The sequence below is a fragment of the Sphingobacterium sp. Ag1 genome, from assembly GCF_000988325.1.
Taxonomy (GTDB): Bacteria; Bacteroidota; Bacteroidia; order Sphingobacteriales; family Sphingobacteriaceae; genus Sphingobacterium.
In genome coordinates this window covers 63,340-79,008 of the sequence record NZ_LBGU01000021.1, presented here as the reverse complement: position 1 = coordinate 79,008, position 15,669 = coordinate 63,340, and the positions used below count along the sequence as shown (strand labels likewise).

The following is a 15,669-nucleotide window of genomic DNA, read 5'->3' as shown; positions in this document are numbered from 1 at the left end:
TCCTGCCTTCTTCTATTTTACAATTATTTGGGATCATCTGCCGTTGCTTCCCTTGCCAAAGCCACTTCGTCGGGCATCGCTTCCAACGAGGAATCCAACGCGAACAAGGATTCATCTGATGCGCGGTCACCACCGGCGATTTTCAATTTATCAATCAATTCCAATGCTAACTTCTCTTCCTCGATCTGCTCCTTAACAAACCACTGCGCAAAGTTCCATGTCGCCCAGTCCTTTTCCGCCAACGCCAAATTGACAATGTTATAGATCGCTTCCGTATTATCTACTTCGTGTTTAAAAACGCGATTAAAGCATTCGGTCAATGATTGCGGGTCTGCTGGCGGTTCTGCGATAGCTTGTATTCTCGGGCGGCCACCTCTTTCCAAAATATACCCCATAATCTTCGTCATGTGGTTTCGCTCTTCCTGGGCATGTCTATACAGAAAATTGGCGATACCACCATACCCCTGATCATCTGCCCACACCCCCAACGCCAAATAAATCTGTGCTGCCTCAGCTTCCTTTGTCATCTGATTGATTAAAATTTGCTGCATTTCGTTTGACAATCGATTCGTTTCCATATCTAACTTATTTGATTTAGAAATAGAACAGCATCAGCACATATTTCGTTTGAAATTTACAAACAAAGACTGCTGAAATTACCGCCTTAAAAATGAAAAGCAGCTCATTGCTAACATACAGATTTATAACAGGCACAAAAAAAGGGAAAACCAGCTGGCATTCCCTTTTCTATTCTTTTTATAGTGATACTATTTCAAGTTATCTCTATATACTTTTGCTTTTTTGATTTCAGTTTGGATATCTTTCTTCGATGCATCAAAGCTCAACACTTTTTCATAATCCTTGATTGCATTGTTATAAGCGTCAGTTGCCATTGCCTTATTGTAATTCGGCGTACCCGCTGTTCCGATCAAGATACCTAAATCACGATTCGCAATCGCTCTATTTTGATAGAATTTGGAATCAGTCGGCGTAATGGCAATTGCTTTTGAATAATCCTCAATAGCAACTTTCAATAACTGTTCTTTGTTGGCAACAGATGTTTTGTTTGTGGATTGAGTAGCAAGGTTGTTTGTTGCTTTCGCTTTGAAGTATAAAGCATTTGCATTTTTACCGTTCAATGCAACTACTTTCCCAAAAGTCTCCGCTGATTTTTTATAGTCACCATTTTGAAATTGAGAATACCCCAACATGTATAATACATCCGGATCTTTCCCTTCCTGAGGTAGGGCCTTTGTCAAGTATGATTCTGCATTCTTGAAATCACCATCCAAAAGAGCTTTCTGCCCCATTCTCACATTAGCGTTGCTATGCTCAGCCTGTTTTTGTTGTTGTTGTTGTGCATTCGCGCTAAAAGCAACTAAGGCAAAAACCCCAGTAAACAAACCCAATTTAAATGATTTTAAATTCATATCTAAATAGTTACGTTTTTATATTCACTCGTTAATGATCACTTGTGATCGTTTCTACATTATTGAAAAAAACCGCCGATTGATTTCTTTAAACGCAAGAACTGCCATCGGTGCCCTTTCACATTCCAATATTACAATTATTATGCCTATTTCTCCAACAAATGGCAGATAAATTTTATTTAACCTGCCTTTTTTTCCTATTCTAGAAAATAGATTTGTAATTTTGCTCACTTTTAGCAATTGGCACTCCCCTTGCAATACAGGGGAAACAATACTAGAAGCTTAAAATTTGAAAGTCAGCCGTCAACATGTCAGCGACTGCCAAATACACAAAATAAATACTATGAGCAAATTCGAAACTTTTGATTTCAGTCAAGCAATTCCAATCGTTGCAGAGGATACCGAATTCTTCCCTTTACTTACACAAGAGGATGAAGATAATATGGCGAATGCTGAAATTCCAGAAGCATTGTCTATTTTGCCTTTACGTAATACCGTATTATTTCCCGGTGTTGTCATTCCGATTACCGTAGGTCGAGATAAATCCATCAAATTAGTCAAAGAAGCCTATAAAGGCAGCAAAACTATTGGTGTTGTTTCTCAGAAGGATATGACTGTAGAGGACCCAGGATTTGAAGAACTAAATAAAGTGGGCACTGTAGCTCATATCATTAAGGTACTCCAAATGCCTGATGGCAATACCACCGTCATCATCCAGGGAAAACAGCGGTTCAACTTGTTGGAAATTGTCGAAACCGAACCTTATTTAAAGGCACGTGTGGAGAAATTCAACGAAGCGAAACCGAAGATGACCAAGCACTTTAAGGCGACAATTTCTACCTTAAAAGAAATGGCGCTGCAGATTATTCAACTGTCGCCAAACTTGCCGAGTGAAGCTGGTATAGCCATCAAAAATATTGAAAGCCCCTCGTTTCTGATCAACTTCATTTCGTCAAATATCAATGTCGAAATGATCAGAAAGCAAGAACTGCTTCAGATACCCAAAGTGGAGAACCGGGCCAAACTTTTACTGGAGCTGTTGACCACTGAAATCCAGATGCTGGAATTAAAGCACCAGATTCAGAATAAAGTACGTGTCGACCTTGACAAGCAACAACGTGACTATTTCCTGAACCAACAGCTTAAAACTATTCAGGAAGAACTTGGTGGCAATACCCCTGATCTTGAACTGGAAGAGCTTAAAAAACGGGGTAAGAAAAAGAAATGGAATGTTGATGTAGAAAAACATTTCACAAAGGAACTCGAAAAGCTATCGCGGATCAATCCTGCTGCTGCAGATTATTCGGTACAGCTCAATTACCTGGAGCTTTTGCTAGATCTACCTTGGAATGAAACAACAAAAGACAATTTTGATCTAAACAAAGCACAAAAAGTGCTCGATAAAGATCACTACGGACTCGAGAAAGTAAAAAAACGTATCATTGAATACCTTGCGGTATTGAAATTAAAAAATGATATGAAAGCACCTATTCTTTGTTTGGTAGGCCCTCCGGGAGTGGGTAAAACCTCCTTGGGAAGATCCATTGCCAAAGCTTTAGGACGCAAATATACCCGTATGGCTTTGGGTGGTGTACGCGATGAAGCAGAAATCAGAGGACACCGCAAAACCTATATCGGCGCAATGCCGGGCCGTATCATTCAGTCCTTGAAAAAAGCGGGGGCAGCAAATCCGGTTTTTATTCTGGACGAAATCGATAAAATGAGTGCAGATTTTAAAGGAGATCCTTCTTCAGCCTTATTGGAGGTGTTAGATCCGGAACAAAATACGCACTTCTATGATCATTACGTGGAAATGGAGTTCGACCTTTCCAAAGTGATGTTTATTGCGACAGCCAATTCTTTGAGTTCTATTCAACCTGCGCTCTTGGATCGGATGGAAATTATCGAAGTGAATGGCTATACCATCGAGGAAAAAATCGAAATCGCGAAAAAACACCTTTTGCCAAAACAACGCGAAATGCATGGCATGGCATCCAAAGATGTCTCGTTAAAAGCGAAGATTATCGAACAGATTATCGAGGATTACACACGTGAATCTGGCGTCCGCGGATTAGAAAAAAAGATCGGTTCCGTCGTACGTGGTATTGCAACACGTATTGTCATGGAAAAAGACTACAGTCCGAGTATCAACGAACAAGATCTACTCGATATCCTAGGTGCTCCAATATTTGATAAGGACATCTACGAAAATAACAATGTTGCCGGTGTCGTAACGGGCTTGGCCTGGACTTCCGTAGGTGGTGATATCTTATTTATAGAATCTTCACTGAGCCCAGGAAAAGGAGGTTTGAGCCTGACCGGTAATTTGGGTGATGTCATGAAAGAATCTGCGTCGATTGCACTAGCCTACCTGAAAGCCCACGCTTCGGATTTCGGCATTAACTATCGTGTTTTCGACCATTGGGATATCCATGTTCACGTTCCTGCAGGCGCCATTCCAAAAGACGGTCCTTCCGCTGGTATAACGATGCTCACCGCACTGACATCGCTGTTTACCCAACGTAAAGTGAAGGAGAAACTAGCCATGACAGGTGAAATTACGTTGCGTGGAAAGGTATTGCCTGTTGGCGGTATTAAGGAGAAAATTCTTGCTGCAAAACGCGCGAACATTAAAGATATTATCCTTTGTAAGTCGAACGAGAAAGATATCCTGGAGATCAAGGAAGATTACATCAAAGACATGGACTTCCATTATGTGACTGAAATGTCTCAGGTCATCAAACTCGCATTACTGGAAGAAAAAGTAAGTGGCGCCATTGACCTCACGCAAAATATCGAAGACACAAAAAAGGAGAATTAACAGATACTCCAAAGGTGTTGAACAACAAGGGGCTATCCATTTTTTCGGGATAGCCCCTTTATTATACATTTATAGGCATTCCCATTACAGATGGTACGCACCCCCTCATCTGATCAGCTATTCTTAAACGGTCTGAGCTGACTTTCCGGACACCTTCTTTGAGTTGAAGTAAGCTTCTCTTATCATTCGCCTTTAAGTGTGGATATCATCGTTTAGATCCCAGCTTTTCATGCAAAAGATCCTCGTCCAAACTATTTTCATATTTTGAAATGACCAGCGTTGCCGCTGAATTTCCGATCAAATTGGTTATCGCCCTTGCTTCACTCATAAAACGATCCACACCAAAGATCAATGCGACAGATTCCACCGGTACATGACCAACCACAGGCAAGGTAGCGGCAAGGGTAACAAAACCGCTTCCTGTGACACCCGCGGCACCTTTGGACGTCAATAGCAACACCAGTAATAAGGTAATTTCCTGTTCCAAACTGAGATGCATGTTGAGGGCCTGCGATATAAAAACCGCTGCCATGGTCAGATAGATACTTGTTCCATCCAGATTGAAAGAATACCCCGTTGGAATAACTAGACCCACAACAGGTTTAGCACAGCCCGCATCTTCCATCTTCTGCATGATACCCGGCAATGCAGACTCTGAAGAGGAAGTCCCCAATACAATCAGAATTTCTTCCTTGATGTATTTTAAAAACTTAAAAACATTGACCTTGAGATAAAAATGCAATACAGCTCCGATCACGATGATCACGAAAATAAAACAGGTCAGGTAGAAGCTCAACATCAACATACCGAGTTTGGATAGGGCCTGGATCCCGAACTTACCGATCGTAAAACCCATTGCCCCCATTGCCCCGATGGGCGCCAGGTACATGATCATTTTGATAATAGAGAAAAGAACCTTGAGAAACGACTGTAATACATGGAGGACAGGCTCAGAAGCTTTCTGCCCGATTTTTGTCATCCCTATCCCAAACAACACCGCGAAAACGAGTACCTGCAACATATTGTCCGAAGCTACTGCGGCAATCACATTGCCCGGAATAATCCCTATGATAAAGTCCATAAAACTATGTGGTTCCTTGGATTCTGAGATGTAATGGGATACCGAAGATACATCAAGACTGGCCGGATCGGCATTCATCCCGGTACCTGGCTGTATTAAATTTACAAAGACCAGACCGATAATCAAGGCGATCGTGGTCATAATCTCGAAATAGATAATAGAAGTTAAACCAATTTTTCCCACTTTTTTCGTATCCTGCATCCCAGCTATACCGATCACGATGGAACTGAAAATCAAAGGTGCAATAACCATCTTGATCAGTTTAATAAAAGCGTCACCCAAGGGTTTTAACTTAACCGCAAAATCCGGATAATAGATTCCGCAGAGGATCCCCACAAGTATACCCAACACAACCTGAAAATAGAGGCTTTTAAAAATATTTTTCATGATAGCGATATTTACGGACAGTAATTCCCTTTGCGTTTAATTGGCTGTTCAATTTAGGACGTCAAAATTATTCCTACGAATATAAAAAAAAGGGATGCATAAATGCATCCCTTCCTATGATATTTTTTGAACTTAATTACTAAAATATGCTCTCACATTTTTTCCCTCAATCCAGTTCATATACGCTTTGTTGACGACCTTGTTTCCTCCAGGTGTAGGATAATCACCCGAGAAGTACCAATCACCTTTATGATCCGGACAAGCTTTGTGTAAATTAGCCAATGTTTGGTAAACTACTTCAAGCTCTGCTTTTAGGTGGTGAGGTCTTACAATACGAGCAATTTCTTCTGAGATTTCTTCATCCGTAAACGGTGCGTAGATCGCTTTAACATAATTCTCGATCTCATTAACATCTTGGGTCATTGACAACACGCATTTTTGATAAACTTCATCGATAATATGTGCCATACCACGTTGTTTTAGGAGATTAATTGCCGCTTCGAATGCGACAAACTCACCCATACGTGACATATCAATACCGTAACAATCTGGGTAACGAATCTGCGGGGCAGAAGAAACAATCACAATTTTTTTCGGATTCAAACGATCCAGGATCGTCAAGATACTTTGTTTCAACGTTGTTCCCCTAACGATCGAATCATCAATGGCAACGATGGTATCTTCATGATCTTTTACAATACCGTAAGTTGTATCGTATACGTGTTGTACCATATCGGTACGGTCCGCATCTTGTGTAATGAAGGTACGCAGTTTAGCATCCTTTACGTTGAGTTTTTCAAAACGAGGTTTGATACTCAAGATTTCATCTAACTCCTCATCAGAAATCTTTTCTGAACGATTTAATAGCGTCTCTTTTTGAAAATCCCGAACGTACGCATTGATACCATCCATTAGGCCATAGTAAGATACTTCAGCTGTATTTGGAATAAAGGAGAATACGGTGTTTTTGATGTTGTTTTTGACAGACTCCAATACCTGAGGTACCAGTAATCGTCCTAATTCTTTACGTTCTTGATAGATATCAGCATCTGATCCACGTGAGAAGTAAATTCGTTCGAAAGAGCAAGAACGTTGTTCTACGGGCTGTCTAAACATCTCTTGGGAAACCGTACCATCTTTTTTGGCAATCAGGGCATGGCCTGGTTTAATTTCCTTCACAGCACCAATAGGAATATTGAATGCCGTTTGGATGACAGGTCTTTCTGATGCGACCACCAAGATCTCCTCATCCTGATAATAAAACGCCGGACGAATACCAGCCGGGTCGCGCATCACAAAAGCATCACCATGACCAAAGATACCCGCAATAGTGTAACCACCATCCCAAGTTTTGGCCGAACGCTTCAATATTTTGGCAACATCAATATTTTTTGCAATCAGCGAGCTGATCTCAATATTAGAATGACCTTCTTTTTTGAACTGATCGAAAAGATCCTGGTTCTCATCATCCAAGAAATGACCAATTTTTTCCAAAACGGTAACGGTATCCGCTTTTTCTTTTGGATGTTGTCCCAACTCATATAATTGTTGCAACAATTCGTCCACATTGGTCATGTTGAAGTTACCCGCTACCACCAAATTACGAGACATCCAATTGTTTTGTCTTAAAAATGGGTGACAGCTTTCGATACTGTTCTTTCCATGCGTACCATAGCGCAAATGTCCTAAAAGTACTTCTCCCGTAAAACTTACATTATCTTTTAACCATTGCGTATCTTTTGACTCCTCTGGAAATGCCTTCTGAACAGAAGCAAATTTTTTCTGTACATATTCGAATATGTCTGCCACAGCAGTTGAGCCCATCGCTCTGTAACGCGAAATGTAACGATTTCCAGGTTTAACATCAAATTTAATGGTTGCAATTCCAGCACCGTCTTGTCCACGGTTGTGCTGTTTTTCCATTAATAGGTACAATTTGTTGATGCCATAAAATGGCGTACCATATTTTTCCTGATAATAAGATAAGGGTTTTAACAGGCGAATTAGTGCGATTCCGCACTCGTGTTTAATAGCGTCGCTCATATCTTGATTTGATGTCGCAAAAATAAGAATTATTTAGCACTTAGCGATCGCCCCGCTCACTTTTTCCGCAATAAAATTACAGTGAATAGACAGAGACTCTTTGAGATAGTCACTGAGAACCTATTGAGCAATAAAAACAGGTACTTTCACTGCATGCCGCAGCTTGTTAACTGTCTCACCAAAAACAAAATCCTTCAGCCCATTATGTCCATGACTGCCTACAACTAACAGATCGGCTTTATAGTTTTCACAAATTTCAGCAATGCACTTGATCCGGTTATTGTAACCTAATTCATATTCCGTCTGATGTCCTTTCGACAAGAGAAAGTCTGCATACAATTTCAGTCGTTCCAAATCCTGACGCGATTCAAAATCGTCCGTCGAATCTCCGGTATATTTTACCGATGCACTTTCAACAATATGTACAACCACAAAAGTAGTATCCTTATGTGAAAGCTGTAGTGCATATTGGATCACTTTCTGATCAGAATTCGAAAAATCCAACGCAATCACAACTTTCTTAAAAGAGCCTTTATCTTCAAAATGCAATGCCTCAAATGGTGGGTGAACCTCCAACTCCGTTGGTTTCGATTTGAGTAAAATGGGATATAATACCGTCATGACAAGCAAGGCGAATAAGCCCATCGCTCCCACAACCAACATTACGGTTACTACAATATTATTGGCTTCGCCAATCCAGCCAACAACTTCATCGTAGACCAGCTTAAGATTCAACACTGCAATAATGGTCGCTATCAACCAGGCCACTACTTTTGTGAGTGGCTTAATAGCAAAGTCACCCATCTTGACTTTATCGCTCACAAAATGGATCAACGGGATGACGGCAAAAGCGAGCTGCATACTCAAGATCACCTGACTAAAGATCAGCAGCTGACCAACACGACCTTCACCCGAAATGAGTATCACCAATACAGCCGGGATAATAGCCAACAGGCGGGTTATGATTCGTCGTAATGTCGGACTAATCCGCAAGCGAAGGTATCCCTCCATCACAATCTGTCCAGCTAGGGTCCCCGTCACCGTTGAGCTCTGTCCGGCAAGAATCAAGGCAACAGCAAACAATTTTGAAGCCCATTCCGTCCCTAGAAGGTTGCCCAATAGGTGGTAAGCATCTTCAAGTTCGGCCACGTCATGCATACCGTTCTTATGAAAAACAGATGCCGCAAGAATCAAAATCGCGGCGTTCACCAAAAATGCCAGGTTTAAGGCGATAGCACTATCCCAGAAGTTGTACTTGAGCGATTTTCGGATAGAAACCTCATTCCGGTCAATTTTCCGCGTTTGCACCAGGGCCGAATGCAGATACAGGTTATGCGGCATGACGGTTGCACCGATGATTCCTATGGCAATATATAATGCAGCGCTATTCGGTATACTCGGTATAAAACCAGTGGCAACCTCTGCAAAATCAGGTTTCGCCAAAAACATTTCTACCATGAAACACATACCAATAAGCGCGATCAGCCCAATGATAAAGAGTTCCATTTTTCGCATCCCGAGTTTCTGCAGATAGAGCAGTAAGAAGGTGTCTGCAAAACTGATCATGACTCCCCAAAGCAAATCGATTCCAAAAAGTAGGTTAAGACCGATTGCCATTCCCAAAACCTCCGCCAGATCACAGGCTGCAATTGCAATTTCAGCAAGGACATAGAGCACAAAATTCATCCGCTTGGGATAAGTCTCTCTGTTACACTGCGCAAGGTCTTTCCCCCGTACAATACCTAGACGGGCACATAGATTCTGTAACACCAGCGCCATGATATTACTCATCAACAATACCCAAATCAAGGTATAGCCAAATTGGCTTCCTCCAGCGAGATCGGTAGCCCAGTTGCCCGGATCCATATATCCTACGCTAATGAGGTAGGCTGGCCCAAAGAAACTTAGTATCTTCTTAAATTTGGATTTCCCTTGATTGACATCGACACTTTCATGGATATCAGACAGGGATTTATGATGAGATTCGTCGTAATGCATAAAATACTATAAGTGCAATATCGTCTATTGTCAGCCTTAAAGATAAAAAGCTTTACATTATTAGGCAATTAAACCGCGATATAATTAGAATTTAAATACCAACTGGCCAGAATTTTCCTTTGATTGGTTGCCAAATTGGATAAAATCGATGACCTCGTACTGCCCTAGGTCGGGTTTAAACTGCCGTACATGAACCCCCTTACACATAAAGCTCAGATCGACCGACCGCAATCGTTCTTTTGCGATCTCAAGTCGCTCAGGTTCCAACTGCCGACCAATCGAAATATGCGGTTCGTCACTAATTTCAATCAAGTCAAACCCGGCTAGCGTCTGAACAACCTTCCGCGCCCGGTCCTTTAGGTAACTGCGCGCATGCACCGTCGGTGCAATATAGAAAGCACCACCCGTAAATGAGGAGAAATGATCAAAATAAACATACTGACTGCGTTCGTAGCGCAAGGCCTCCTGCAAAACATTAATGGCCGAGGCGAGCCTATGCTCGTCCGCTTCTAAAGCGCATATGGTCACATGGGCCTTCGAATTACAACTCCGGTACCAGCCCTTGTTTTTGTCAGGGAATACTTCGGCTAGCGATGCACGTAATCGCCGCTTCAACCCGTCTACCAAAATAATACCCGCTTCATCAGGTTGAAAAACAAACGAATATTTATTAACACTGCCCTCCATAACAAAAATCAGTTTCAGATCAGTAGGTAAGATAACAAATACCACGGAGATAACAAAACCAATGCCTAGCAGCACGCTAATGACACTCTACCACCCGATGCCATAATCCTCCCCATTATTGCTACTGCCGCCCCAAAGTGTACGGTGCTGCTGATCGAAATAAATCGCATTGATAGGTCCACTGGTACGATCGCCGAGCTGAATGCTATACCCCATTTTCTTCAATTGTTCAATAATTGCTGGAGCGGTATTTTTGTCCAATAGCAGGCTACCTGAGCGCGGTTTTCGATCATCGGTCTTTGTTCCTCCCAGCGATAGCCAAAGCTGATTACTGTTGATATTGGCCGCCTCGCTGGCTTGTTGTGGCGTCATACCAAACTCGACCATATTCAAGAAAAATTGCAGCAAATTCTGATCCTGAGTATCTCCGCCCTGCACGGCAAAAGAAAGGTAAGGTTTTCCGTTTTTCAAAGCCATCGAAGGGGTGAGCGTTACACGCGGTCTTTTGCCCGGCTCGACCACATTGAACGGGTTAATCAACGAATCTAAGACAAAACTCTGTAGGCGCTGACTCATGCCCACCCCAGTATTCCCGGCAATACAGGCAGGAAGCCAACCTCCACTCGGTGTGATCGAAACAACCCAACCTTCTTCATCCGCCGCTTCAACACTTGTGGTGCCCCGTAATAAACGGTCAACATAAGCACTATCCACCGCTAAAGAGGCCAAAAGAGCTGTTTTTGGCAATTCCGTTAGCGACGAACTTGAGCGTGCGTCATGTTTAGGGACAAAATCATTTTTCAGCTCCGCATGTGGTGTAAATTCCTGCTTACGCTGCTCCAGTAACGGAAGATAAGGATTCTGTTTCCCTTCATAGGGATAAGGATCTCCGGGAAGTACATTCGGGTTATTTCGCTTAAGGTCAATTGTTGCAGCTCTCGCCTTCGCATAAGACTCATGTAATAGGCCTTGAATAGGTGTCTTCGGTTTACCGTAGGGATCACCATAATAAAAATCCCGATCGGCAAAGGCTAAGTTCATAACCTGATAGAGTGTATGAATATAAGAAGCAGAATTATAACCCATGGCCTTTAGGTCAAAGTTTTTTAACATTTGCAGGCTCTGTAGCATGGCTGGCCCCTGTGTCCATTCTTGTAATTTATACACGTCAACGCCCTTATAATTGACGTGCAATGGTTCCTCCTCAATAGGTTTCCAATTGGCCAAGTCTGCTTTCGTGATCAAGCCACCTTGCTCCTTACTGCCACGGACAAATTCATCTGCAATATCGCCGGTATAAAACCGGTCGTAGGCAGCCATGATTGCGGCTTTCCTGTCTTTTCCCGCTGCTAGGGCCTTCTTTTCCGCTTCTACCAATTTGGACAGGGTCTTATGCAGATCCTGCTGTACAAAAATCTCTCCCGCCTCGGGAGCTTCCCAGGATTTACCATCATGTACTAAAAACACCTTTTTACTGTAGGGCCATTCTTTAATGCGGTCTTTACCCCGCTCTATACTCGTTGCTGTTTGTGCATCAATGGGATAACCCGCAGCCATTTCAAGAGCAGGAGCCAATACCTCTGCAAGACTTTTCGTTCCATAATGAGCCAACATATAGCACAATCCGCCGGGCGTACCCGGAGTAACCGCAGCAAGGGGGCCATATTCAGGTGGAAATTCATAGCCCTTTGACCTAAAAAAATCGACTGTCGCTCCACTGGGTGCTACCCCTAAGGCATTTATGGCAATAACCTTCTTTAATTTCGGATGATAAATTAAGGCCTGCGTCTCTCCGCCCCAACTCAAAACATCCCACATCGTACAGGTTGCTGCGAGCATGGCACAGGCAGCGTCCACCGCATTTCCGCCTTGTTGGAATAGTTGGGCACCCGCTGTTGCCGCCAAGGGTTTGCCCGTAATAGCCATCCAATGTTTTCCATGTAAAGGTGGTTTCTGTGTACGCTGAGCGGAACTCAGCATGGGCGTACAGGTAGTAAGCAATCCAAACAGTGTGATCAGTAGCGAGGAGCATCTTCTTTTCATAGCAGCAATCTTTCGTTAAGCAATGGTTTTAGTAAAACCAAGATAGGTATTTTTAAAACAAACAAAAAACTCCTATCAACCGAGATTGACAGGAGTTTTTCAAATCTTATTTGCTCTTGGTTTACCAATAAATAGAATATAAGGCTGTAACCAATAGCGCTACGATCAATGCGATAACCAAAAACGCCCGGTGTGGTTTAAACATCGTGGTATCAACTTCCAATCCAGCTGGCACGACACCACGCTTATTGTCGATAATACTGATGAGAATCATACCGATGACACAAATCACGAAAACAAACCCCATTCTATCCAAAAATGGAATTTCGTACACTCCTGTTGTTGGATTCGGAACAGAGAAACCTGTCGATGACAAGAATGACAGATCGACCCAATCCGGCAATTTTTTGAAGATGATGGAGAAAATAAAACCTCCAATTGTCGCAAACAAAGCGGCATTTGAAGTTGCTTTCTTCCAGAAGAATCCTAAAATGAACATCGCAAAAATACCTGGAGATACAAAACCTGTATATTCCTGAATATATTGGAATCCACCTTTTTTATCAATACCCAAATGTGGAGCAATCAGCACGCCCAAAATCATGGCAACCACAACAGTTAGCTTGCCGATGTTGACCAATTTCTTGTCCGATGCTTCTGTATTGAATACTTTTTTATAAATATCCAAGGAGAAGATTGTTGCGATACTGTTTGCTTTACCTGCCAAAGAAGCAACCACCGCCGCTGTCAAGGCTGCAAACGACAGTCCCTTCAAACCAGCTGGCAATAAATTCAATAAAACTGGGTAAGCATGATCCGGATTTACCTCTCCATGTTGCATCATTTCATTCTGGAACAGGCCATCTTTCCACATGACATAAGCTGCAATACCTGGCAACACCACAATAATAGGCATTAATAACTTCAGAAATGCTGCAAACAAAATACCGTTTCTCGCGGTTTTCAAATCTGCTCCAAGTGCGCGTTGCGTGATGTATTGATTACATCCCCAGTAGTTCAAATTAACGATCCACATCCCCCCGATCAATACGGTTAGCCCAGGTAAATCGAGATAGTTCTCGTTTTTACGATCCAGAATCATATGGAAGTGGTCGGAAGCTTTTTCGGTCATCAAATGATAGCCTTCCAATACTCCTGAGCCACCATAGTGCTCTGAAACGAGGTTCAAGGCCAGGTAAGTGGTCGCCAAACCACCCAATACCAGAAAGAAAACCTGAATAATATCTGTATAGCCGATTACTTTCATCCCCCCCAATGTAATGATCACCGCAAAAATCGCAATGGCATACATACAGGCTTCCAGACTGATACCGGAAATGCTGCTGACCGCAATGGCTCCCAAATAGAGGATGGATGTCAAATTAACGACAACATACAACAATAACCAGAAAACGGCCATGATCATCGCTACAGTTCCATTATACCGTTTATGGAGAAACTGTGGCATCGTAAAGATCTTGTTCTTTAAATATACCGGGATAAAAAATACCGCAACCACAATCAGTGTGATAGCAGCCATCCACTCGTAAGTCGCAATGGCCAATCCCATCTTAAATCCGGAACCGCTCATTCCGATAAATTGCTCGGCCGAAATATTGGATGCAATAAGTGAGGCTCCAATAGCCCACCAAGTTAGAGACCCCTCAGCCAAGAAATAGTCTTTCGAACCTACAGATTCAGATTTTTTGCGATAATACACCCATAATCCGTAACCTGCCACAATAACAAAGTATATCAGGAAAACGATGTAATCTTTTGTGCTTAAATAATTATTCATGTATTGGTAATTGGTTTAATTTGATCGCCTAATATAGAAATATTTTTAGAACTATATATATCTATTGACCAAATTTTCTAAATACTCCTGCTTACCACTAATCGTTTTGGGCTCTCCCAATTCTACCGCTAAATCCCTTAAGTTCTCCAACGTTAAGGTCCGCTCTTCGAATGATGCGCCATGGCCTTTATCAAAAGAAGCATAGCGATCGGCCCGTATTTTTTTATAATCCGAATCTTCGAGAATATGCGCTGCGGTAAGAAGTGCGCGTGCAAAAATATCCATACCACCGATATGTGCATAAAACAAATCTTCGGGATCTGTCGAATTCCGACGGATTTTGGCATCAAAATTCACACCTCCACCTTGGAATCCACCACCTTCTAAAATAATCAACATGGCTTCGGTCAATTCATTGATATCATTCGGAAATTGATCCGTATCCCATCCATTTTGATAATCACCGCGGTTGGCATCAATCGAACCCAATTTACCTGCATCTACAGCGACCTGTAACTCGTGTTGAAAAGTATGTCCGGCCAAAGTAGCATGATTTACCTCTAAATTTAATTTAAAGTCATCCAAAAGATTGTACTGACGTAGAAAGCCCAGCACGGTAGCCGCGTCATAGTCATACTGATGTTTTGTAGGCTCACATGGTTTCGGCTCAATAAAGAAAGTTCCTTTAAAACCATTTTTACGGGCATAATCCTTGGCCATATGTAAAAACTGTGCAAGATGTTCCTGCTCACGCTTCATGTTGGTGTTTAAAAGGCTCATATACCCTTCTCTTCCACCCCAGAACACATAGTTTTCACCACCGAGTGCGATCGTTGCGTCCAATGCTGCCTTTACCTGAGCACCACCGTGTGCAAGGACATGAAAATCCGGATTCGTTGCGGCACCATTCATATAGCGTTTATGGCTAAAAAGATTGGCTGTACCCCAAAGCAATTTTATTCCGCTTTCCTGTTGTTTTTCCTTCGCATAATCAACAATCGTGGAAAGGCGTTTTTCATTTTCAACAACATTATCCGAATAGTCAACCAAATCGACATCATGGAAGCAGTAATAGGGAATGTTTATTTTACTGATAAATTCGAATGCTGCATCCATTTTATCTTTTGCCCTAGTGATCACATCACCGCTTTCATCCCACGGAAATTGATGTGTGGGTCCGCCAAATGGATCCGAACCGTTACCATTGAACGAATGCCAATACGAACAGGCGAACTTAAAATACTCTTCCATGGTCTTGCCGGCAACAAGCTGTTTTGGATTGTAATAACGGAAAGCCAATGGATTTGTACTGTCTTTTCCTTCGAATTGAATTTGACCAATGCCTTTGAAAAATTCCTTTTTCCCTTTGATAATATTCATC

General features: G+C 42.2%; 10 protein-coding genes. 1 reads left to right on the top strand and 9 read right to left on the bottom strand.

Features of this window, described 5'->3' with window-relative positions; translation table 11 throughout:
- Nucleotides 1–23: 23 nt before the first annotated feature.
- Together AAW12_RS03220 and AAW12_RS03215 are read right to left on the bottom strand one after the other, a co-directional pair.
- Nucleotides 24–578, bottom strand: a complete 555-nt coding sequence (locus tag AAW12_RS03220) for a ferritin (protein ID WP_046672169.1) — start codon at nt 576–578, stop codon at nt 24–26.
- 189 nt (nt 579–767) lie between these two features.
- On the bottom strand, nt 768–1,430 hold the full coding sequence (locus AAW12_RS03215; RefSeq protein ID WP_046672168.1) for a tetratricopeptide repeat protein: 663 nt from the start codon (nt 1,428–1,430) through the stop codon (nt 768–770).
- Nucleotides 1,431–1,773: 343 nt separating this feature from the next.
- Between AAW12_RS03215 and lon the strand changes: the two genes are divergently transcribed.
- A complete protein-coding gene (lon, locus tag AAW12_RS03210) occupies nt 1,774–4,251 on the top strand; it encodes an endopeptidase La (RefSeq protein WP_046672167.1) in 2,478 nt (825 codons plus the stop codon).
- Nucleotides 4,252–4,456: 205 nt separating this feature from the next.
- Here lon and dctA read toward each other — a convergent pair whose 3' ends face one another.
- The 7 genes from dctA to xylA form a co-directional block, all read right to left on the bottom strand.
- Nucleotides 4,457–5,719, bottom strand: a complete 1,263-nt coding sequence (gene dctA, locus AAW12_RS03205) for a C4-dicarboxylate transporter DctA (protein WP_046672166.1) — start codon at nt 5,717–5,719, stop codon at nt 4,457–4,459.
- 132 nt (nt 5,720–5,851) lie between these two features.
- Nucleotides 5,852–7,762: a class II glutamine amidotransferase gene (locus AAW12_RS03200; protein ID WP_046672165.1), complete on the bottom strand. Its 1,911-nt coding sequence runs from the start codon at nt 7,760–7,762 to the stop codon at nt 5,852–5,854.
- A 120-nt stretch (nt 7,763–7,882) separates the two neighbouring features.
- Complete coding sequence (locus AAW12_RS03195; protein ID WP_046672164.1) at nt 7,883–9,760, bottom strand: Nramp family divalent metal transporter; 1,878 nt, start codon at nt 9,758–9,760, stop codon at nt 7,883–7,885.
- An 84-nt stretch (nt 9,761–9,844) separates the two neighbouring features.
- Nucleotides 9,845–10,447: a 2'-5' RNA ligase family protein gene (locus tag AAW12_RS03190; protein ID WP_046672163.1), complete on the bottom strand. Its 603-nt coding sequence runs from the start codon at nt 10,445–10,447 to the stop codon at nt 9,845–9,847.
- 87 nt (nt 10,448–10,534) lie between these two features.
- Nucleotides 10,535–12,490: a gamma-glutamyltransferase family protein gene (locus AAW12_RS03185; RefSeq protein ID WP_084823063.1), complete on the bottom strand. Its 1,956-nt coding sequence runs from the start codon at nt 12,488–12,490 to the stop codon at nt 10,535–10,537.
- A 121-nt stretch (nt 12,491–12,611) separates the two neighbouring features.
- Nucleotides 12,612–14,288 carry a sodium/sugar symporter gene (locus AAW12_RS03180; RefSeq protein ID WP_046672161.1) on the bottom strand — a complete coding sequence of 559 codons (1,677 nt, stop codon included), beginning with the start codon at nt 14,286–14,288 and terminating at the stop codon, nt 12,612–12,614.
- 51 nt (nt 14,289–14,339) lie between these two features.
- Nucleotides 14,340–15,668, bottom strand: a complete 1,329-nt coding sequence (xylA, locus tag AAW12_RS03175; RefSeq protein ID WP_046672160.1) for a xylose isomerase — start codon at nt 15,666–15,668, stop codon at nt 14,340–14,342.
- Between the last annotated feature and the right edge of the window lies 1 nt (nt 15,669).

Excerpts from the sequence above, each read along its gene's own strand:
- AAW12_RS03220 (WP_046672169.1), bottom strand. The coding sequence starts at position 578 with ATGGAAACGAATCGATTGTCAAACGAAATGCAGCAAATTTTAATCAAT.
- AAW12_RS03215 (WP_046672168.1), bottom strand. The coding sequence starts at position 1,430 with ATGAATTTAAAATCATTTAAATTGGGTTTGTTTACTGGGGTTTTTGCC.
- lon (WP_046672167.1), top strand. The coding sequence starts at position 1,774 with ATGAGCAAATTCGAAACTTTTGATTTCAGTCAAGCAATTCCAATCGTT.
- dctA (WP_046672166.1), bottom strand. The coding sequence starts at position 5,719 with ATGAAAAATATTTTTAAAAGCCTCTATTTTCAGGTTGTGTTGGGTATA.
- AAW12_RS03200 (WP_046672165.1), bottom strand. The coding sequence starts at position 7,762 with ATGAGCGACGCTATTAAACACGAGTGCGGAATCGCACTAATTCGCCTG.
- AAW12_RS03195 (WP_046672164.1), bottom strand. The coding sequence starts at position 9,760 with ATGCATTACGACGAATCTCATCATAAATCCCTGTCTGATATCCATGAA.
- AAW12_RS03190 (WP_046672163.1), bottom strand. The coding sequence starts at position 10,447 with ATGGAGGGCAGTGTTAATAAATATTCGTTTGTTTTTCAACCTGATGAA.
- AAW12_RS03185 (WP_084823063.1), bottom strand. The coding sequence starts at position 12,490 with ATGAAAAGAAGATGCTCCTCGCTACTGATCACACTGTTTGGATTGCTT.
- AAW12_RS03180 (WP_046672161.1), bottom strand. The coding sequence starts at position 14,288 with ATGAATAATTATTTAAGCACAAAAGATTACATCGTTTTCCTGATATAC.
- xylA (WP_046672160.1), bottom strand. The coding sequence starts at position 15,668 with ATGAATATTATCAAAGGGAAAAAGGAATTTTTCAAAGGCATTGGTCAA.